Origin of the sequence: Paracoccus sp. T5 (genome assembly GCF_048538155.2) — a bacterium.
In the GTDB taxonomy this organism is placed as follows: Bacteria; Pseudomonadota; Alphaproteobacteria; order Rhodobacterales; family Rhodobacteraceae; genus Paracoccus.
In genome coordinates, this window is record NZ_JBLWIC020000002.1 from 272198 (window position 1) to 291767 (window position 19570).

Below are 19570 nucleotides of genomic sequence, written 5' to 3' on the forward strand. Positions count from 1 at the left end.
TGCTCGGCGGCATTGCATCGGAAATTCCCGCTGACCGCTCCTGGCCCAATGGCCTCCTTGCCGCCATATTCGCGAAAAAGGCGTTCATGAAAAATCAGGCCGTCCAAGCAAGGCAAGGATCGGAACCGGCGGCCTTGATATGACGGTGCGCGTCGTGCTCAGCCGGTATCACCGTCGCCAAATTGCTTAGCCAAGTCAGTGAGTGGGTGGAACCACTATCGTCGTGCAGTCACTCACCTGACCCGGCCGGGCTGCTGTGACGGATATTTCCAGTCTTTCCCCTCCCTCCGTCAGCAGAACCCCTGAAATGCCGACCTCCAAAATCTGACAAATCATGCAACCTCACGTGATGTGAGTGATTGGTCTTGGCAGCAAGCATTCGACATGAACCCGAAACGGGAGAGACCCATATGCCACGCGACGCAGGGCTGACGCCCATCATCCTCATTAGCTTGATGGCCTCGTTGCCGGTCCTGCCCGCATTTGCGCAGGAGCCCGCCAATCTGGACAAGATGCGCGATGCCGCACTGGAATTGACCAATGCCTCCCGAGGAGAGGCCGGTCTGGAGACCCTGACGCGCAGCGATGTTCTTGATGAAGCCGCTCAGACCCATGCCGCCGACATGTTGGAGCGTGACTATTACGACCATGTCACCCCCGAAGGGCAGACACCCTTCGACCGCTTTCTCTCAGCGGGAGGCAACAATTGGGCGGTCAACGGTGAGAACATCGCGACCTGCACGGGATGTTCCACACCGCCGGATCTGCCCCGTGTCGAAGCCTTCCATGACGGCTGGATGCAGAGCCCGGAACACCGCGACAATATCATGTCCCAAGGATTCGACAGTTTCGGGTTCGGGATCGCCGGCAAAGGCAGCACCGTCTATGCTGTCCAGACATTTTCCGGCCCCGGTGAAGACGAGGGGGGCACGGGATCCGGCTTGGGCCCTGAGGAGGCGGCCGATGCGGCGGTTCAGCAGATCAACGAAGCCCGAAGCGCCAAGGATCTTGCGCCGCTTGAGCAGAGTAAGGATCTGAATGAGGTTGCAGCCCGTGTTCTGGAGCGTCTGGCGCAGGATCCTGAGGCGTTACCGCAGAACGTCTTCGATCTTCTTCCGGAGGGCGCGACCGGCTGGACCAGTCTGGCCCTTCAGTCCGCGACCGTCGGAGGGTCCGGCGCCTCGGTCGGACGGCAGGATCTTGCCGGGATCATCTCTGACTGGGAAGACGCCGGCGGGGATCAGGTCCTTGGCGGCATGAACGCATCGCATGTCGGCTTCGCGGCCGAGGCTGCGGGCGACGGGCGGTTGTCAGCGGTCGCCGTATTCGGCGGCCGGTAGGACCATCAGGGCCGACGCGCATTGGCAGACCGAAGGCGAATAGGCCATGCGTTTTTCTGCATCGACGTCGCGATCGGTGTCTTGGAGTTGCGCCCCGGGGACACACAGGAAGCCATGCAAGTTTTCACAAAAGGCGACGTCAGTCGATGAAGCCAGTTGCAGCAAACAGCGTTGCCATCGACTGCATCTGGAGAAACAGGCCCGCGATGCTGCCGGCCGGTCAAAAACCTTCCCTGCTGGCCTCACCGGTTGGCGGCGGCACTTTGTTATCGTCGGGAGGCCAACCAACGACCCATGCTTCGGCTCAATCATCCAGACGGGCAGATGCTTATCCCACTGCTGCCGGTCAGCCGCGCTGCGGTCCAGTTTTCTTGGCCAGCCACTCCGGCTACATACGGCAGGGTCGGTCGGGGTCGCTCCTTGACCGAGTCGAGCGAGCTCAACCCTTCTCCAAAAGACGGATCTTCAGGGCGCGGAAGGCGCTGCGGGCCCGTGACTCGCGCTCGTGCTCAAGCATCTGCTCGATCTGCCCGCCCAGTTCGCGCAGCCGCGCCTCGCCGAGCCGTTGAGCCTCCTTGAACATCGATCTTTCCTCGGACGAGGCATGGTGATCGACGGCCTTGTGGAGCGCGCGGAGCTGCTGTTCGAACTCCGGCGAGGAGGGCCCGAGACGCAGCGCCAGTGCCAGCATGTCTGCAAGCTGCTGGTGTTCCGCATGAGCAACGGGAACATCCTCGCTGACGGGCCGCACGGCGGGATAGAAGATCACGTCCTCCACATGCTCGTGGATCTCCAGCTCGCCTGCCAGAAGCCGCATCATGTCCCGCCGTTCGGGGTCATGTGCGTCCATCGCCTCCACGGTTTCGAACAACCGGCGGAGCAGCTGGTGATGCTCGAACAGGACCTCATCGGCCTTGCGCGACCCGGGCCGCGCTTCTGCCCCTGCCTCGGCCTCGGCATGCCCCGCCGCGATGTCTTGGGGCGTCAGCGCCTCGTCGCCGGGCTCTGGCACATGCCGGATCTCGACATGGTGGTTCCTGATCCGGACATCATAACGGGGTTGAGGCGCAGTCGAGGGCCCATCGAGCACCTGGCCGCTGGCGAGGCAGTAGCGCGAGCCGTGCCAAGGGCATACAAGCCCCCCGTTCTGGACCCAGCCTTCATCAAGCGGCCCCCCCATGTGCGAGCATCGCGATCCCATGGCATGGACGCGTCCCTGATGACGCACCAGCACCACACCGACCATTGCCCGGGCCGCCTCGTCCCACAGCTCGACGCGGTATGGGCGATCCTCTCTCAACTCGGCGACGGGGAGAACCGGTTGAAAGCCCCGCGGCTCGGGAGAGCGATCCGCCTGGTCCACGCCGACGCGCCGGCGGTAGACGAGATGCCCGCCCAGATAGGCCCCTGCCATAACGGCCAACCAGCCCGCGCCGCTGGCGATCTGGCCAAGGCCGCGGCGGCCGCGATGGCGCAGCGCGATTGAGCCGATGTTCAGACCAAGGGCAACCGAGTTGAGCGCGGCGTGGCCGAACCCGGTCCGCCGGTCGCGACCATGAACCTGACGCCAGTCCGCCATCCCGGCGGCAGCGGCTGCCACGGCCCCCACCACGCCCGCTTTCAGGGCCAGGTCCGCAGCTTCGCCCACCTGCCGGCGTGGCGCAAGCCCGAGCGCTTCCGAGCCGTCGAGCGCAAACGCCATGGTCCAGGTGCCGATCGGGAAGGTCGCAAGCGCCGGATGAAGAGGATGGCCCAGCCAGGTGCCATGCAGGACGTTCTGGATCGGCTGCGAGGCCGTGCCCGTCAGTTCGAGGGCCGTGGAAACCACGTCGGCCACAGCATAGGCGGGCGCGTCGAGTTGCTCGGCGGCTTCCAGTGATGCAGCCATACGCTCTGGCAAAGACGTCATGAGGGTTCTCCATCTGTCGGGTGTCGTGTCATGCCGAAGGGCCGGCCGCCCGGCTTGGGAAGCTGTCTCGGTCCGCCTCCAGCAGTGGCTGCGCGTGCTGAGCGATCAGCGGCGCCATCGACTGCAGGGCTGAGGATGATGCATGGGCCATCAGAGCGGCTTCCTTCTGCGATCAAAGGCTGCCGGCCGCGATCGGGCGGGTCCGGTACTCCACATGTGCTGACAGTAAGGCGCTCCGATGCGAGTCTTCGACGCTGCCCGAAACGCCTGCCGAATGCGGAAACCGCCTGCGCCGCAGCTGCTGCCTCCAAGATCGGGTAGAAGTTGCAGGCCGCCCGATGGGTCAGGTGCGGTCATTCAGGTATCGGCTGCAGGCAGGCATTCCTCTGGATGGAAAGTCAGAAGCAAGTTCGTGCAAGCAGGTGCGTACCTCCGGTCCTTGCAGCGCCGGACCATGGCCTGAGACGACGATCTGCGGCCTCAGATCGGCCAAGCGCTGCACCGAATGATGCGCTGCCTGCCAGTCGGGGGTGAAATAGGCAGGCGGCCCCTGCAGGCGCCCTTGCGGGAACAGCGCGCCCAGCATGGACTCCTGTTGGGTCGTGACGATGGCATCGCCCGCGACAAGAGTTCGGCTACCTTCATTCCAGAACGAGACATGGCCCGGCGTATGTCCGGGCGTGTGGATCCACTGCCATGCCTCAAGCCCCGGAATGCGACCATCCGCGGGCAGCTCGCGAAGATGGGCCGAGACATCGATCGGCCCGCGGGGGAACAGCCATGAGAGTTCCGCCATCGCCCCTCCGCCCACTTCGGGAGCTGCGGGCGCATAACTCTGCTGTCCGGTCAGGTAGGGATGTTCAGCAGGATGGGCGTATATCGGCGCGTCCCATTCCCTGGCCAGAAGCTGCAACGCGCCGACATGGTCGAAATGCCCATGTGTCAGAAGTATGGCAGCAGGTCGCGCCCGACCAAAGCGCTTGCGCGCCGCATCGCGAATGGCAGCTGCGGATCCTGCAAGGCCGGCATCAACCAGGAACCACTCTCTGTCACCGGCGCCCTCGGCACCAATGAAGGCGACGTTGACGATACCGCAGCGAAGATAGGCAACCTCTGCGCCAAGGCGCCTGGAGGAATGAACGCCCTCTTTAGGTACCCCGACTCCAGGAGGGCCCGGAGGCGAGGACATGGCTGCCACGGCCAGAGAAAAAGCGCCGTAGCTGCGAAGAACGTTGCGCTCCACAGGGCTCTCCGCGCTCCGCGCCAATGCCAGACATGCGGCCCCCTGGGCAGCATCCAGCAGGCGATGCGCGTGCATCGGGATGGGACGCCCTGCGCCCAGGGAACCGCTGTAGCGTGTAGCGAGGGAGTAGCCTGCCACGGCCATGCCGATCATGCCCAGAGGACCTCGAATAGGAGAGCGCCTTGCAGCTGTGGCGTTCAGCAATAGTGCGGCAGCCGAAACAGCATCCAGCGCGGCATGCAGTCTGGGGGGTAGCATTGCAGTCCTCCTTCATTACCGGCACCGATGATCACCACATGGCAGAGATCGCCTCTGACACAGCCCTGATCCTGCAGAGCCGTCGGCTTCTTCGGCGCGATGCAGGTGCTGCAACCAGCGGTCGCCGCTATTGTTCCGAACGAGCGTCGGACAGGGAAGCTGGCGCTGTCCGTTTATCGTGACGAGCCATCAGCCTGCTTCACGGGCTTTGGCTGGAAGGCATTTGGGCTTGGGAACCCGAGGGGAGGATGCCGTCCAACCGGGTAAAACCGCGTTTTGGACCGCCGAAGGGAATGGCTCGCAGCCGGCCATGGCAACTTCGGCCTCGTCTAGAAGAGCGTCCTGACCGCTGAGGTCTGATGGCTGTTCCCGCGTCCGACGGTCGACAGCGCATCAGGGGATGTGTCAGCCTAAAAAAGCAGCGCTGGCAGACCTGCAACGCAGTGCACATCAGGATGATTGGAAGGCTGGGCTTCTCTGCACCGATGAAAGCGTCGTTCATCAGGGGATCTTCATTGCGAAGAACACAACTGCCTGCTCGGCAGGATGGGAGTTTGCAGGAGCGATGCTGCCCAACGCTTTATCTCCTGGATCATCGGCTCGGTTGCCAGGGCCCCAGAGACGTCAGCCGGATTAGTTGAACCGGCGCAGGCCCCGTCACAGCAACTGGGCCAAAACGCGGTTGGCCGCCAAGCCTGTACGACGCGTGGTCAGGAGCTAGGCGCTGATCCCGCATTTCCTTGCGCGTCGCGTCACGTGCCGCTCGCCGCGTCCTGCCGGTCCGGCGGCTGTGACGCAACCAGGCCGCAGACATTCACGGGCCGCTCACGCCGCGCTCATGCGGGGATGGCACAGTCTGAGTCGCGGTCGTGCAGGGTGCCCGACCGAGGGTGCAGCGATGCACTGGAACACCGTCATCGCAGAAGGCACCGCCCTATCGCCGCTGGCGGTACGTGCACTATCGGGAGACGCGACATGACTCGTGAAAAAGCAGACGCCGGCGCTATGGTTGTCCTTCGGCCGCGATCCCGATCCGTGATTGCAGGGCTGCAAAGCCGCATGAAAGGCCCGGGCGGCTACTACAACCTAGGCAACATCATCGCCTTCTCCGTCGCGGCACTGCAGGCCATCGTCGCCGGTGGCGCAGCTTCCGGAGCGGGCGGATCAATGTTGATGTCGCTTAAGGAGTATCTGGTCGGAAGCCCGTCAGCCTCCGCCATAACCCTTGCTATGCTGATCTTCTTCATGAGCGGCGAGGCCTATTACAGGGCGTGGCGCGAGCCGACGCACCCGAGCCCGAACCTCCTCCGCCTTGGGGACGCTCTTTCCGCGGTGGCGGCGCTCGCTTTGTCTGCGTCCTTGGTCCTGATCGGCAACACGGCGCTTGGGCTGGCGTCTTCCGCCCTTCTTGTCGGCGGAAAGCTGGGCAGCGCATCGCGGCCCGATGCCAGCTGGTTCCTGGGCCTGAAGGGTATGCCAAAGTTCGATCCGTTTCGCGCCGCGGTCGTGCTGAGCCGCCTGCCCGCCCTTCTTGCCATTGCGGCGGCTCTTGCGGCTGCGGAAGCGGCGCCCGCGATCCTCGTCCAACAACTGACCCTGCTCGTCTGCTACGCGCTGTGGCTGCGCGCTGATCTGATGCTGTTTCGCGCCCGCTGACGAAGCGGCCGCGGTGTTGTTCATCCCTGTCCGGAGACGGTCCAATGCTGGAACTCATCATCATCGCCTGCCTCAACGGGCACTGCCGCGAATTCTCAAACCTCTACAGCGCCGACGATGTCTCGCTCCTGACCTGCATGATGTCAGGCCAGACCGAGGTCGCCCGGTGGCACGAGTCCCATGGCGAATGGCAGATCCAGCGGTGGCGCTGCGATGTCGCGCCCCGGCGGGAGGTGCGCCTCTAGGCCTGCCACGCCGGCTGCAGCCGAAAGAATGTCCGGAGGATACTGTGGAGATCCTGTCCTACGCCACCGCCCTTGCTCTCGTCGCCGCCGCGCCGGGTCCGATCGTCGCGATCCTGCTGGCACGCGCGCTTGCCGGCCAGCAGCGCGCCGCGGCCCTGTTCGCGGGTGGCGTGATCCTTGGCAAACTTGCGACTCTGGTTGCCGTAATGAGCGGGCTTTTCCTCTGGCTCGGCAATCCCCTCGTAGTCATCCTGATCGCGAAGGCTGCCGTTGCCGGCTACCTCGGCGTCATGGTCCTGCGGCTCTGGCGGCATGCTGATGGACGGTTGGCTTTGGCCGTACCTCGGGGAGCATCTTCATGGGCCGCGGAACTGGCCGCCGGCGTGGCTGCGGGACTGGCCAGCCCGCTCAGCTTGCTGTTCTTCGTCACGCTCTTCTCCGCAGGGAGCGTCCAACAGCAGGACGGATGGCCACCCATGCTGATAATCGCCTTGGTCACGGTGGTCGCGCCCGGTGCCGTGTTCGGCGCCTATGTCATGCTTGCCTGCCGGATGCAGCGCCTGCTGGTCCGGGCGGACTTCACGCGGCGCTTTCAGCGCGTCATGGCCGTGCTGCTGGGTTGCACCACCCTCTGGCTGGTCGCGGGATAGCTGCCAAAGCTGGATGCGACGACCGCAAGCCGGATGCTAGGTCGATGTTTTTCTGTCTGAAGCTGTTCATGCCCGGTCCCGAAGCAGGCCCGGCCATCTCAAGCGTGGTCGCCTGATCGGGCGCACCAAAGATGGCATGAACACCACGCTGCACGCGCTCTGCGACGGCTACAGCCGGCCGATCAGATTGTTCGTGAGCACCGGTCAGGTAGCGACATCGGCCCGAACGCGTTGCTCGAGCAGCTTGCCTGATGTCGACTGGCCGCTTGGAGACCGAGGCCATGACGCCAACTGGTTCGGAGGCCCATTGGAAGATAAAGGAGAGGCGCCGCAGCCTTTTGCCGAAAGCAGCGCAAGGCCACTGTGACTTACGGCAAGTGCCGCTGCAGACCCCGCAATCGCCTCGAGATCATGTTTGGCAGGCTCAAGGACTGGAAGACGTATCGCAACCCGATACAACGGATGTTCCAAGGTGTTCTTGTCGGCGACCGCCCTCGCCGCAGCTGTCATCTGATGCCGTGAGGTCAGAACTTCGGCACCTGACATCCCTCACAATGCCCGTCCTCAGACTGTCTTTTTGGCTAGGTATTTTCCTGAGAAAGAGAATTACCTTGCACAAATAAATTACCATACTTTAGGCAGAATATGTGTATGCAAAGGTTACAACCGTGATGAGCTATCTCGCGGCCCACTTCGTCAGTTTTTTGGAGAAAGCTTCCGCTCAAGCAGGTTGCGCGGGGGCCGTGCCATCTCCAGGAAAACGCTGCGAGGTCAACCCGAACAGCCTTTTTGCGAAAACATCCACCAACGGCAGTTGTGCTATCGAGGCGGTTCGAGATATATTATATGATACATATAAAATAAGCCAACTGATATAAACCGCCATAACCTCGGCTTTTCACCTAAAGGCGGGACACTCAAAAGCTTATTTTGACACGCGCAGGACAGCAGCATAGGTCACTATGGCGACAATATGAACAAGACCTATAGCCAAGCTCGGCGAAAATCTGTGACGCGAACGTGCCTCGGATTTAAAATTTAGAGATCATTAGTGCCAAACGTAAATAGCAGAAGGTAGTTTTTTAAATGCCCTTGATCGATATTGTCAGGCTCGACGAAAATCCCCATGAAACGGTGAATGGTATCCGCCACGATACGACCTCGCGTGGGGTCGACCTAGATGGCGCGAAAATTACGGCATCATATTCTGACGGCACCACTGAAATCCTGACGTGGCGTGCATTGGACACATATACCTTTGGCGCAGCAAGCGGAACGGATATCGCCATGTCTTTTGGCTCTGACTGGCACGAGCTTTCCACGACCAAAGCTCTGGCTTCGCTCCAGATCAATTTGCAGCCGGCCAACTCTGTATTCGATACGACTCTGGATGGGGATGATTATCCGGCCGGAAACTCTACGCCCACCTCATTGATTGGCTATCCCTTCAAGCTGGCTCCCGAATATGAGGAAACTATCGGTGACTTGACCGTGACTTATTCGGGGATCGTGAATCTGACAGGATCTTTACCTGCAGGTGACCTTTATACTGTCATGGTTGTCGATTTCTCGAAGCTTCCTGAGGGTGGCCTTCTTGGCGATCTAAGATGGAATTCTGACATCGACACAATGAGGGATGCAGGTGACCTGGTGTCATCCAGCCAAGGCGATGACACCCTGATGGGCGGAGCCGGTGATGACATCCTTGATGGGGGTCACGGCACGGACACGGCCGATTATCTTAGATCGCAGGACGGCGTCCGGGTCGACCTGTCCATGACCGGCGCCCAATGGGTCAGCGACTCCCAAGGCAACGACACCTTGATCAACATCGAGAACCTGACGGGCAGCCGCTTCAACGACACCCTGACGGGCTCGATCGGCGCCAATCTCCTGGCCGGCGACGAGGGCGATGACCTGCTCAACGGTCTGGCAGGCAATGATACACTGCTGGGCGGTACTGGTGACGATACCCTTTATGGCAACCTGGACGACGATCTGTTGGAGGGTGGCGAAGGTCATGACCGGATGCATGGTGAGGCGGGCAATGATCAGCTTTTCGGCAGTGCCGGGAACGACACCCTCGTCGGCGGTTCTGGAAATGACATCGTGGATGGCGGGAGCGGAATCGATTGGGTCTCGTTCAGGGGCGCGAGCTTGGCGGCAAGGGTCGATCTGTCCGTGACTGATCCCCAGGACACCGGCCAGGGTTACGACGTGATCCGGGAGATCGAGAACATTCATGGTGGGACAGGCGATGACACCCTGCTGGGCAGCGCTCAGGACAATCTGATCAGAGGCGGAACCGGGGCGGACAACATCCAGGGTCGGCAGGGTTCGGACCTGCTGGAGGGCAATGCCGGAAATGACACCCTGATCGGGGGCCTTGGGAACGACACGCTGGACGGCGGGGCCGGGATAGACTGGGTTTCGTTCAGGGGCGCGAGTCGGGCGGCAAGGGTCGATCTGTCCGTGACCGATCCGCAGGCCACTGGCCATGGTTTCGATGTGATCCGGAGCATCGAGAACATTCAGGGTGGGACAGGTGACGACATCCTGCTGGGCAGCGGGCAGGCCAACCTGCTCCGAGGTGGAACCGGGGCGGACAACATCCAGGGTCGGCGAGGGTCGGACCTGCTGGAGGGCAATGCCGGGAATGACACCCTGATCGGGGGCCTAGGGAACGACACGCTGGATGGCGGGACCGGAATGGACTGGGTCTCGTTCAGGGGCGCGAGCCGGGCGGTAAGGGTCGATCTGGCCATGACCGATCCGCAGGACACTGGCCATGGCTTCGATGTGATCCGGAACATCGAGAACATTCAGGGTGGGGCAGGCAATGACGTCCTGCTGGGCAATGCTCGGTCCAACCAGATCCGAGGTGGAGCCGGGGCGGACAACATCCAGGGTCGGCGAGGGTCGGACCTGCTGGAAGGCAATGCTGGGAATGATACCCTCATCGGGAGTACTGGGAACGATACGCTGGACGGCGGGACCGGAGCTGATCGGCTGAAAGGTGGCGCAGACAGCGATACCTTTGTCTTCAGACACGGATATGATCGGGATGTCGTCCTGGACTTTCAGGACAATATCGACACGATCCGGATTCTCGATTTCGGAGTTGAGACCTTTGCGCAGGCCAGTACCTATGCCGCGCCAAGCGGAGCCAATGTTGTCTTCGATTTCGGAGACGGCGATATCCTGACCATCCGCAACACGACGATCAGCGCGCTCGGCAACGACTTGCTCTTCGTGTGACCCTATGGGCCTGCTGCTCGAAGCAGCAGGCCCCTGTTCGGCGGTCCAAGGCCGGAATATGCATAGTGATGGTGACGTGCCCCCCGTTGGTCCCTCGTTCATAACGAGAGTTTGCCAGTTTGAGATTGGTAGTCGGCGGATGTTTCCGGGGCAAGCGCGCCGGGCGCGGCGCCGTCGAATAGCGCAAGCGCCCGGCGCGCTTTGAGCGGCGTCAGATTTCCGAGCGAGGAGTGCGGCCTGACGGCATTGTAGTCATAGCGCCAGAGGGCGATCTTGCGGCGAGCATCGTCCAAAGTGTCGAAGATCTCCTCACTCAACAGTTCATCGCGCAGGCTGCCGTTGAAGGACTAAATGAAGGCGTTCTGCTGCAGTTTGCCGGGATCGATGTAGTGCCAGGCGACGTCGTTCTGCTCGGCCCACTTCAGGATGGCTCGGCTGGTGAACTCCGTCCCATTGTCGCTGGTGATGCATTCTGGCTTGCCATAGATCCTGACCAGCGCATCCAGTTCGCGGGCCACCCTGGCGCCCGAGATGCTGGTGTCGGCGACCAGACACAGGTTCTCGCGGCAGCAATCGTCGATCACCGCCAGGATGCGGAACTTCCGCGACGCCCCGAACGTATCCGCCACGAAGTCCAGCGACCAGCGCTGGTTCGGTATCAGGGCAAAGGGCATTGGCGTGCGTGTGCCTCGGGCCCGTTTGCGGCCTCGCCTGCGCCGGACCGACAGCCCTTCCTCGCGGTAGAGCCGATACAGCTTCTTCGGGTTCATCAGCATGCCCCTGCGCTCCAGCAGAAGTCCGATCCGCCGATAGCCGAACCGGCGGCGCAGCGCCGCGATCTCCTGCATGGCATTGCGGATCTCCGGGTTGTCGGGCGGCCGCTCGCGCCGCACCGTCTTTGGATCGACACCGACCAGAACGCAGGCCCGGCGTTGCGAGATGTCATGATCCCGCATCGGCCTCAGCACTGCCTCCCGCCGCACCTTCGGTGTCGTCAGGGCTTTCCCAGAAGATCCTTCAGCACGACATTGTCGAGCATCGCATCCGCCAGCAGACGCTTCAGCTTGCCGTTCTCATTCTCCAGTGCCTTCAGCCTCTGGGCATCGGACACATCCATGCCCCATACTTGGCCTTCAGCTTGTAGAACGTCGCCGGGCTGAGGCCATGACAGCGACAGACCTCCGCCGTCGCCATGCCGGCCTCCTGTTCCTTGATCATTCCAATGATCTGCGCCTCGGTGAAGCGGCTTTTCCTCATGTCGTCTGCTCCTTCGTTGTGAAGCAAACCCTACATTAAACTGAGGACGTTCCGGGGGGCAGGTCAATGGATGCGACCTACTCCGAGGCCCGAACGGCGAGGCGCCTGCAAGTGCCGCAGTCAGGAACGAGTCGTAGCCGTGCGGTCCGTGCGGAGCAGGGTGACTGGAACCCTCCCGCCTCGTCTCTGGACCAGCCATGCTGCGCCCGCGACACAGGGCATGAGCAGCAGGCGCGCAACCCGACCCATGGTGCGCTCGGCATGGACCAGCCGGGCGATCCGGGGCCCGACGATCCAGTAGAGGCGGATGAACGCTCGTCCCGCCCTGTAATGCGCCAAGACTTCATCGCGCAGCCGGCGCAGCATCACCACGTCGGGTTGCATGCGGTCCCCATAGGCTGCCGTAGCGACAAAGCACGTCCCGCCCGAGCCGTCTTGCTGCGAACTGTCCTCGTCCTGGACAGGCTCTGGGCCCATGTCCTGATCCTCGTCTTCATCCTCCTGTTTGACGGGACGTGATGAGCCGTCGACAGCTTCGCCATCCACATAGGTGGTTGCGACCGTCTGCCCGTCCACCTCCTCCTGAACCAGAACCGGCTGCGAGGTCGAACCAAAGTTCTGCGTCATGTAGACCACGTCCTGCATCCCATTGCCGACCTGCATCTGGCCGGTCGAAAGCCCGACGCCAAGGTAATCGACATCAGGGTCCAGGATGTTGGCCCGATGCGAACTGCTTTGCATCAGCGCCGCATGCATCTCCTCCACGTCATCGCGTTCAGGCTCGCCGCTGATCCCTTTGTAGGCCACATTCTCCGTCAGGTGCCAGCTGGCACCGTCGAGCGGAAACTCGGCGTCTCCGGCGCGATCTGCCGGGCTGCTGCCTCCGGCTCCCAGATGGGACAGCGCCCCCGCCTCCGACATCCAGTCGGAATGCGTCTGCGCAGCGTGGTTGAGGTGCAGCTCCACATGCACAGGCGCAAGGTCCGCCTCGGCACGTGCTGTATTGACCAGATCCGCGACATGCAGCTCCAGCGCGTTGGCGATCTCTGTGGCCATGCGTTCGTTTCTTCCTCGGCATTGGGTTCAGGGTTCGCAGGAACCGGTTCATGACGGGATAGTCCATCTGATGTCGACATGACACCTTCGTCGGGCGCATTCGAGCCAGCGGCAGGTCCCTGCGCTCCACGGGCAGGAGTCTTGCGCCAGCGCGGGGGAGTCGCACGGCTAAGAAGAACTTGTCAGTATATTCGGAGGTCTTCGGATTTCCGTCCTCTGCATTGAAACCACGTCTCGGTTTCTCACGATGTGCCGTATAACGGGAGAAATTGGCAAAGGGCCCACAAAGGGTGGCCCTCGTTTCGGCTTTATCATGTCAGGAAGATATCATCGGCTCTTTGCCGCCCCCTTCACAACAAGTGGTCGACACCAGATGATCATTACTGCAGCATCCCCCACTGACGCAAAGACATTGGCAGAGCTGCATCGCGTCTGCCGGCAGAAAGCGATGCCTTGGCTTCCGGAACTGCACTCTCCAGAAGAGGATCTTCGATATTTCGAAACCAGGGTCCTGCCGGTGGAGACGGTGCTGATTGCTTGGGAAGGCGGACATGCTGCCGGCTTTGTTTCATTTCATCAAGGATGGCTGAATCATCTTTATGTTGCCCCGGACTGCTGGCGCCTTGGTTTCGGCACTAGGCTGCTGGAAGCAGTAAGGTCAGACTTGAGTTACCTTCAGCTTTGGGTGTTCCAGAAGAATGCCCGGGCACGGCATTTCTACACCACCCACGGGTTCTGTGAGCGCGAGGCAACCGACGGGCGCTACAACGAGGAAAGGGTGCCTGATCTTAGGATGGAGTGGGCGCGCCATGACCGAGACCATTAGTCGTGCTTCCGTCCGCCGCATCCCGCCTGACTGTCGGTTCAAGGAGGCGCCTCTTTGTCTGCCGAGCCACGAGATTGTCTACTTGCTGCAGGTCAATCATGTGGCAGCCATCGTATCGTATCGAATTTAGGCTCTGCGGCGCACGCAAGCTGACGGCCGCGCGCCCCGGGCCGCCGGCCATGATCGCCAGTAGCAACGGTAGGGCGTTCACCTCAGGCGCTGGCCCTGCCGGATCGGAGGCGGGTGGAGCACGACCGACGTTCCAGAGGCCGGGCCTTTCAAAATGTGAGACGGCCTCCTGTCGGATGTGCCGGGACGGCCTGCTCAGGCTGAGCCGCCAGTCTGAGCAGGTCCGCGGCCGTTTTCAGGTCCAGTGCCCGGTCTGGTCGGAAATGGCAGTAGAAGCAGACCTGCTCAGTCCTGGCGCCTCTGCCACGGCACTATGCGAGCACTTTCACCTGATCGACGGCAGCTGACCCGGCGCGCCACCTTCTGCCTCCAGAAACGCCCGGAGCCGCCGATCTTGGTCCCCGCTTTCTCCAAGGCAGACGAAGGCATCCCGGTCTCAGACGCCACTGTAGACCAAAGTAATCCAGGAAGGTTGCCGTCTCGGATGATGAGCCGAAGGCTGACGCAGCAACCTTAATCGGTTTGCCCGAAGGGGACGCCCACTTCGACTGCCAGGCTCTCGTCACTCAGGTCTACGTGGGACGCGATCATCACCGGCGTCGGTGCGCCCTCCAGCCACGTGATGTTTCCGTCCTGCCGGATCTCGACCCGGTTCTGGTGGAAGATGCCGACGCTCGGCGTCACGCTGAGGCCGTCCAGGCCGGGAGGGATATCGAAGGTCAGCGTCAGTTCGCCTGCCTTGGCATCCGGAGCGAAGCCAGGTATCGCGGCAAAGATTCCGCGGCTCTGGCCACTCGGGGTGAGCAGCTGGCCCCAGACCGTGTAATCGTATCCCTCGACCATATTCTCGTAGCGCAGCGTCGCCTCGATCTTTCCACCGTCACCGTCGATCCGGTTGTCGCCATCCGACGCGTCCTTGACCGACAGAACATGGATGCGCTGGATCGAGTGGACTTGAATCGAACGCTCGGGATCCGCCGCGTCGCCGGTCATCTCGGCAAGAACCTCATCCTCCCCGGCCCGGCGCAGAAGGTGGTGGGTGACGTAATCGATGTTCAGGTCGCCCTCGTTCCGCGGAACGGGAAGGGTGACGACCAATTGCGCCTCCGCGCCTTCGGCCGTCAAAGGCGTCTCGACCACCTTGACCTTCTCTCCCGATCCGGCATCGAGCAGGGTCGTCACCAAGACATAGTCGGCACCCTCCTCCAGCCCCGAAATCGTCAGACTGTCATTGGCTTCACCACCAAGCCGGGTGAAGAACCTGTTCCCGTCCTCAGCGTCGGTCAGGACGCCAGACATCCTGACGTCCGCGAACACGCTGGTCGAGAGCGCGGCAGAAAAGGCTGCCGACGCAAGCAGCGTCTTGGTCAGGTCCGACATGATCTTTCCTCCGGTTGAGTCGCGGTTTGGGAAATTCTTGCAGAACGATCCTTCAGTGGCAATTCGGGCTTCATGGGGCGCGGCAGAACCCGTGGTAACTGCCCATGCATCCAGCATCGAAATCCTGGCGCTGCTCTCCTTGGCAACTGCCCGGGGCCACGCCGCATGCTGCGCTGCCGTGCGGCTTGCCTCGCGCAATCGCCAATCTTGCCCGCCCCCGGCGGCCGTAAGGTTGCTGCAAGGTTCGGGCCGCAAGGCTTACCGCATGAAATGCCTTCAGGGAGATTTCCATGCGCACGCCCCTTCTTGTCCTGATGCTGGCCGGATCGTCCTGTCCTGCCTTTGCCTCGGACCGTTGCGTTGTGCCGCAGGCCGATTGGCGCCCGGTTGAGGAACTGACCGCAGGCCTGACCGCCAATGGATGGACGATCAGCAACGTCAAGACCGAGGACGGCTGCTACGAGGTCTATGGCCATGACAAGGACGGCAAGCGCGTCGAGGTGTTCTTTGACCCTGCCACCTTCGAGGCCGTAGGTTCCGATGACTGACAAGGTTCGGGTATGGGACGGCTTTGTGCGGCTGTTCCACTGGTCCCTGGTCGCGCTGATCGCGTGTGTCTGGCTGACCGCAGATGGCCCCAAGGTCCTGCACGAAGGCTTGGGCTATGTCATCGCCGGGCTTATCGCCCCGCGGGTGATCTGGGGTCTGATCGGGCCCCGCCATGCCCGGTTCTGGCCTATCTGCGCGATCTGTGGGCGGGCCGGGAATGCCGCTATCTGGGCCACAATCCGGCGGGCGGTGCGATGGTCACGGCGCTGCTGCTGACGGTCGCGGCCACGGTGCTGACCGGCTGGTTGCAGACCACCGACGCTTTCTGGGGATCATCCGCGATGCAGGAGGTCCATGACCTGCTGGCCAAGCTGATCCTCGTCCTGGCCGCGCTGCATGTCGCGGGCGTGTTGCTCGAAAGCCTTCGCCACCATGAGAACCTCGTCATGTCCATGCTGACCGGAACCAAGCGCCCTCTGACGGACAAGGACCACCGGTGAGGCGGCTTCTGAGGCTTATTTCGGCTGTCTTGGTCGTCGCCGGCCTCGCTGCGGCCGGATGGGCGGCCTGGCTGCAACAGACCGGCAATCTGCATGCGGTTCTGTCGGGGCAAGTCTATCGCTCTGCCCAGCCCTCGGACAAGCAACTGTCCGAATGGACGGCGGAATACGGCTTTCGCAGCGTGCTGAACCTACGTGGCAAGTCGAGGGCCGATTGGTACCGGACTGAACGTGACACCGCCGCCCGCCTGAACCTGCAGCACGCCGACTTTGCCATGCGCGACAACGAGGTGCTGACCCCCGAACGCGCCGCAGAGCTGATCGCGTTGCTGAACGCGCTGCCCAAGCCCCTGCTGATCCATTGCAAGGCGGGCGCCGATCGCACCGGCCTGGCAGCCGCCCTCTATCTGGCAAGCCAGGGTCTTGGTGAAACACCGGCCGAGGCGCAGATCTCTTTCCGCTATGGCCATGTCTCGCTGCCCCTCAGCGCAGCCTGGCCCATGAACCAGAGCTGGGAGGCCATGAAGTCCTCCTTCGGCTACGATACCTGAGGACAACTCGATGACCGCCACCTGTTTTCCGACCCAAGCCGTCCGTCCCGCCAACCAGCGCCGGCGCATCAACGTTCTTCGCGGGTTGTTCCTGACGGGACTGCCCCTGGTCTTGCTGGGCAATCCGCTCTGGTCTGCCGTGCCCGCGGCGGCTCTGCATGTGACGGGCACGATGCTGATTTTTGTCGCGATCCTAGGCCGGTTTTGGGCGACCCTGTATATCGGCGGCCACAAGAACGGGCAGCTGATGCGGGACGGACCCTATTCCGTCTGCCGCCATCCGCTGTACTTGTTCTCGATCATTGGCATCGTGGGGTTCGGGCTGGCTTTGGAAAGCCTGGAGCTGGCCGCGCTGTTCGGGGTCGCGGGGTGGTTGGTTCTGGCCACCATCGCGCGGCACGAGGAACAGTTCCTGCGTGCCCGTTTCGGTGCGTCACATGACGCATATCGCGCCACCGTGCCGATGATCCGCCCGGACCTGTCAGGCTTTCGCACGGCAGAGCATGTGACAATCCAGCCTCGCCTGCTGTGGCGCAATGGGCGGGATGCACTGGTGTTTCTGTCGGCCCTGCCGCTGGCCGAGGCCATCGATCTGGCTCATCGCAGCGGACATCTGCACATGCTGGCCCTGTGGTAGGCAGGCTCAGAAATGCATCGTCACGGTGGCGCGGCCTGCGGCGATGGCATGATTGACCGTGATGCCCTGGGCGGCGGCCAGTTGCGCAACAATGGCCAGCCCCAGCCCCGCCCCTTGTGACGAAGCGGACTTGTCGAACATTGCATGCCGAAATACTGCGTCTGGCCCAACCGCGTTCGAGACCCGCAGGACAGGCCCTGCCGCCAAGGTGACCCGGACATCGCCGGTGCCGTGATCGCAGGCATTGCGCAGAAGATTGCGCAGGATCATCGCCAACGCATCGGGATCGACCGCCACCGGCAGCCGCGCCTTTTCACCATCGTCGAACACAGCCTCGGACCCGTGTTCCGCGATGACCATCCGGGCGATTTGCACCAGGTCACAGGGGCCCGTCCCGATCATCCCGGCCTCGGCCCGCGACATCTGCAAAAGACGCTCGACCAGCCGGCTCAAGCGGGTCAGCGCCCCGGCCATGCGCGCGGGCGCGTCCGGGTCCGCCAATCCCGCCGCCATCAGCTGCGCCTGTGCCGAGGCGGCGGCGATGGGCGTGCGCAATTCATGCGCGGCGTTGGTGACAAATTGGCGCTCGGCGCCGACATGGGTGCGGATGCTGGCCAAATAGAAATTCAGCGCCTGCGGGATCGGGACCAGCTCGTCCGGCAGATCGTCCGTCGCGACCGGCGACAGATCGCGTGCATCACGGCCGCGCAGCGCTGCCGCAAAGCCTGTCGCCGGACGCAAGACGGTTGCGACCGTGCCCCGGACCGCGATCAGGGCCGTCAGCAGGACAGGCAGCATCAGCGCCACCAGCCAGGCCAGAGTTTCGACCAATTCGTCGCGTCGCCATTCATCGCTTTGGCCGACCTCGACCGCGACCGGACCGTTCGACAGGCGGAACACCCGCCACCCGTCCACATCCTGACCGCCATTCTGCGTCAATGGCGGCCACGGGGCCTCTGCCACGACCTGCCCTGCGTCCAGTATGCGGATGGCCACGTCATTCCCGGCGCGAACCTGGCCCATCTCACCTGCGCTTTGATAGAGGGCCAGTGACATCCGGGCCGAACCTCGCAGGCTCGTATCCATCAGTTCGGACATCTCATGCGCAATGACCAGGGCGGCCAGCCCGACACCTGCCAGCCAGGCAAGGCTTGCCCCCACCACCACCCGCCGCACCAGCCGCCCGCGCAGGGACCAGGGACGTGTCACGGGATCAGATATCCCAGACCCCGCCGGGTCTGGATCGCATCCGCACCCAGCTTGCCCCGCAAGCGAGAGACATAGACTTCGACCGCGTTGCCCTCGATCGCATCGTCAAAGGCATAAAGGCGATCCTGCAGCACCTGCTTGGACAGGACGCGGCCCCGCGCCGACAACAGCGCATCCAGCAGCGCCCATTCACGCGACGTCAGGCGAATTTCGGCATTGTCCCGAAACAGCCGTGCCCCTGCCCGGTCCACCCGCAGCGCCCCCACATGGCTTTCCGTTGCCGGATCGCCCGTGGCGCGGCGGCCATGGGCGCGCAGCCGGGCCTCGATTTCAGCCAGATCGTAGGGTTTCACGACATAGTCGTCGGCCCCTGCATCCAGCCCGGCGATCCGTTCCGTGATCTGGTCCCGCGCCGTCGCGATGATCACCGGCGCCCGGTTGCCCTTCCGCCGCTCTTCGCCAAGCAGCGTCAGCCCCGACCCGTCGGGCAGCGCCAGATCCAGCAGGATCGCATCAAAGGCCGCAACGTCCAGCGCCGCTCGCGCCGTCTCCAGATCGGGTGCGCGATCCACCGCGTGGCCCTGCGCGCGCAAGAACAGCGCCAGCGCATCGGCGATATCGGCTTCGTCCTCGATCAACAGGACACGCATTCCATTACCCCTCCGGTCGCGCCCGAACATGGCGGGAGGCGGGTTTCAGTTCAACGGAAATCAGGAGCCGGCTGTCCTCAAGCGCGAGACGACTGCAAGCCTGCATCGAGGTTCAGCTGGGTCACGGAAGCGTGGACGAAATGGCAGAAACGCCATGCACGCACGCACCTGCCCGATGATGCCACGCTACTGCTGTTTTTCGAGACCAGCCCTCCCCACTGGCCAGGCGTCGCTCCATCATCTCGGATGACTCAGACGCACCCAGAC

17 protein-coding genes and 2 pseudogenes are annotated in these 19570 nt (G+C 62.8%); 12 read left to right on the top strand and 7 right to left on the bottom strand.

Going from position 1 to position 19570, the window contains the following annotated elements:
* Positions 1-410: 410 nt before the first annotated feature.
* Positions 411-1340 carry a CAP domain-containing protein gene (locus tag ACNR9W_RS16885; protein ID WP_458478770.1) on the top strand — a complete coding sequence of 310 codons (930 nt, stop codon included), beginning with the start codon at positions 411-413 and terminating at the stop codon, positions 1338-1340.
* A gap of 439 nt (positions 1341-1779) precedes the next feature.
* On the opposite strand, the gene ACNR9W_RS16890 is transcribed toward ACNR9W_RS16885, so the two are convergent.
* Both ACNR9W_RS16890 and ACNR9W_RS16895 read right to left on the bottom strand, forming a co-directional pair.
* Complete coding sequence (locus ACNR9W_RS16890; protein ID WP_419269558.1) at positions 1780-3228, bottom strand: Rieske 2Fe-2S domain-containing protein; 1449 nt, start codon at positions 3226-3228, stop codon at positions 1780-1782.
* A gap of 364 nt (positions 3229-3592) precedes the next feature.
* Positions 3593-4645 carry an MBL fold metallo-hydrolase gene (locus tag ACNR9W_RS16895; RefSeq protein WP_419269557.1) on the bottom strand — a complete coding sequence of 351 codons (1053 nt, stop codon included), beginning with the start codon at positions 4643-4645 and terminating at the stop codon, positions 3593-3595.
* Positions 4646-5809: 1164 nt separating this feature from the next.
* Here ACNR9W_RS16895 and ACNR9W_RS16900 point away from each other — a divergent pair.
* The 5 genes and pseudogenes from ACNR9W_RS16900 to ACNR9W_RS16920 all read left to right on the top strand — a co-directional run bounded on the left by ACNR9W_RS16900 (position 5810) and on the right by ACNR9W_RS16920 (position 10559).
* Positions 5810-6406, top strand: a complete 597-nt coding sequence (locus tag ACNR9W_RS16900) for a hypothetical protein (RefSeq protein ID WP_458478772.1) — start codon at positions 5810-5812, stop codon at positions 6404-6406.
* 44 nt (positions 6407-6450) lie between these two features.
* Positions 6451-6651, top strand: coding sequence for a hypothetical protein (locus ACNR9W_RS16905; RefSeq protein WP_419269555.1), 201 nt, complete (start codon positions 6451-6453; stop codon positions 6649-6651).
* Between the two features lie 44 nt (positions 6652-6695).
* On the top strand, positions 6696-7301 hold the full coding sequence (locus ACNR9W_RS16910) for a LysE family translocator (RefSeq protein WP_419269554.1): 606 nt from the start codon (positions 6696-6698) through the stop codon (positions 7299-7301).
* A 103-nt stretch (positions 7302-7404) separates the two neighbouring features.
* A pseudogene (locus ACNR9W_RS16915) lies at positions 7405-7815 on the top strand (IS5/IS1182 family transposase); the annotation flags it as partial.
* 572 nt (positions 7816-8387) lie between these two features.
* Positions 8388-10559, top strand: a complete 2172-nt coding sequence (locus ACNR9W_RS16920) for a calcium-binding protein (protein ID WP_419269553.1) — start codon at positions 8388-8390, stop codon at positions 10557-10559.
* A 98-nt stretch (positions 10560-10657) separates the two neighbouring features.
* On the opposite strand, the pseudogene ACNR9W_RS16925 reads toward ACNR9W_RS16920, so the two are convergent.
* A pseudogene (locus tag ACNR9W_RS16925) lies at positions 10658-11816 on the bottom strand (IS3 family transposase).
* A 120-nt stretch (positions 11817-11936) separates the two neighbouring features.
* Positions 11937-12872: a CAP domain-containing protein gene (locus ACNR9W_RS16930; protein ID WP_419269552.1), complete on the bottom strand. Its 936-nt coding sequence runs from the start codon at positions 12870-12872 to the stop codon at positions 11937-11939.
* Between the two features lie 373 nt (positions 12873-13245).
* On the opposite strand from ACNR9W_RS16930, the gene ACNR9W_RS16935 reads away from it, so the two are divergent.
* The gene (locus tag ACNR9W_RS16935) at positions 13246-13698 is read left to right on the top strand and encodes a GNAT family N-acetyltransferase (protein WP_419269551.1); all 453 of its coding nucleotides are present in this window, start codon (positions 13246-13248) and stop codon (positions 13696-13698) included.
* Positions 13699-14340: 642 nt separating this feature from the next.
* Here the strand turns inward: ACNR9W_RS16935 and ACNR9W_RS16940 are convergent.
* On the bottom strand, positions 14341-15207 hold the full coding sequence (locus ACNR9W_RS16940) for a hypothetical protein (protein WP_419269550.1): 867 nt from the start codon (positions 15205-15207) through the stop codon (positions 14341-14343).
* 290 nt (positions 15208-15497) lie between these two features.
* On the opposite strand from ACNR9W_RS16940, the gene ACNR9W_RS16945 reads away from it, so the two are divergent.
* Genes ACNR9W_RS16945 through ACNR9W_RS16965 form a run of 5 tightly spaced genes read left to right on the top strand, consistent with a single transcriptional unit; the run spans position 15498 to position 17444 of the window.
* Complete coding sequence (locus ACNR9W_RS16945) at positions 15498-15755, top strand: PepSY domain-containing protein (protein ID WP_419269549.1); 258 nt, start codon at positions 15498-15500, stop codon at positions 15753-15755.
* Positions 15748-16032: a hypothetical protein gene (locus tag ACNR9W_RS16950; RefSeq protein ID WP_419269601.1), complete on the top strand. Its 285-nt coding sequence runs from the start codon at positions 15748-15750 to the stop codon at positions 16030-16032. Before ACNR9W_RS16945 ends, ACNR9W_RS16950 begins: the two co-directional genes overlap by 8 nt.
* On the top strand, positions 15984-16256 hold the full coding sequence (locus ACNR9W_RS16955) for a cytochrome b/b6 domain-containing protein (protein ID WP_458478826.1): 273 nt from the start codon (positions 15984-15986) through the stop codon (positions 16254-16256). The genes ACNR9W_RS16950 and ACNR9W_RS16955 overlap by 49 nt, the downstream gene beginning before the upstream one ends.
* Positions 16253-16807 carry a fused DSP-PTPase phosphatase/NAD kinase-like protein gene (locus ACNR9W_RS16960; RefSeq protein ID WP_419269548.1) on the top strand — a complete coding sequence of 185 codons (555 nt, stop codon included), beginning with the start codon at positions 16253-16255 and terminating at the stop codon, positions 16805-16807. The genes ACNR9W_RS16955 and ACNR9W_RS16960 overlap by 4 nt, the downstream gene beginning before the upstream one ends.
* Before the next feature lie 10 nt (positions 16808-16817).
* Positions 16818-17444, top strand: coding sequence for a methyltransferase family protein (locus tag ACNR9W_RS16965; RefSeq protein ID WP_419269547.1), 627 nt, complete (start codon positions 16818-16820; stop codon positions 17442-17444).
* A gap of 6 nt (positions 17445-17450) precedes the next feature.
* Here the strand turns inward: ACNR9W_RS16965 and ACNR9W_RS16970 are convergent, their stop codons facing one another.
* Complete coding sequence (locus ACNR9W_RS16970) at positions 17451-18653, bottom strand: histidine kinase dimerization/phospho-acceptor domain-containing protein (protein ID WP_419269546.1); 1203 nt, start codon at positions 18651-18653, stop codon at positions 17451-17453.
* Positions 18650-19303, bottom strand: a complete 654-nt coding sequence (locus ACNR9W_RS16975; protein WP_419269545.1) for a response regulator transcription factor — start codon at positions 19301-19303, stop codon at positions 18650-18652. Before ACNR9W_RS16975 ends, ACNR9W_RS16970 begins: the two co-directional genes overlap by 4 nt.
* Positions 19304-19570 lie beyond the last annotated feature (267 nt).

Coding starts and splice junctions, on each gene's coding strand:
- ACNR9W_RS16885 (WP_458478770.1), top strand. CDS start 411: ATGCCACGCGACGCAGGGCTGACGCCCATCATCCTCATTAGCTTGATG.
- ACNR9W_RS16890 (WP_419269558.1), bottom strand. CDS start 3,228: ATGGCTGCATCACTGGAAGCCGCCGAGCAACTCGACGCGCCCGCCTAT.
- ACNR9W_RS16895 (WP_419269557.1), bottom strand. CDS start 4,645: ATGATCGGCATGGCCGTGGCAGGCTACTCCCTCGCTACACGCTACAGC.
- ACNR9W_RS16900 (WP_458478772.1), top strand. CDS start 5,810: ATGAAAGGCCCGGGCGGCTACTACAACCTAGGCAACATCATCGCCTTC.
- ACNR9W_RS16905 (WP_419269555.1), top strand. CDS start 6,451: ATGCTGGAACTCATCATCATCGCCTGCCTCAACGGGCACTGCCGCGAA.
- ACNR9W_RS16920 (WP_419269553.1), top strand. CDS start 8,388: ATGCCCTTGATCGATATTGTCAGGCTCGACGAAAATCCCCATGAAACG.
- ACNR9W_RS16930 (WP_419269552.1), bottom strand. CDS start 12,872: ATGGCCACAGAGATCGCCAACGCGCTGGAGCTGCATGTCGCGGATCTG.
- ACNR9W_RS16935 (WP_419269551.1), top strand. CDS start 13,246: ATGATCATTACTGCAGCATCCCCCACTGACGCAAAGACATTGGCAGAG.
- ACNR9W_RS16940 (WP_419269550.1), bottom strand. CDS start 15,207: ATGTCGGACCTGACCAAGACGCTGCTTGCGTCGGCAGCCTTTTCTGCC.
- ACNR9W_RS16945 (WP_419269549.1), top strand. CDS start 15,498: ATGCGCACGCCCCTTCTTGTCCTGATGCTGGCCGGATCGTCCTGTCCT.
- ACNR9W_RS16950 (WP_419269601.1), top strand. CDS start 15,748: ATGACTGACAAGGTTCGGGTATGGGACGGCTTTGTGCGGCTGTTCCAC.
- ACNR9W_RS16965 (WP_419269547.1), top strand. CDS start 16,818: ATGACCGCCACCTGTTTTCCGACCCAAGCCGTCCGTCCCGCCAACCAG.
- ACNR9W_RS16975 (WP_419269545.1), bottom strand. CDS start 19,303: ATGCGTGTCCTGTTGATCGAGGACGAAGCCGATATCGCCGATGCGCTG.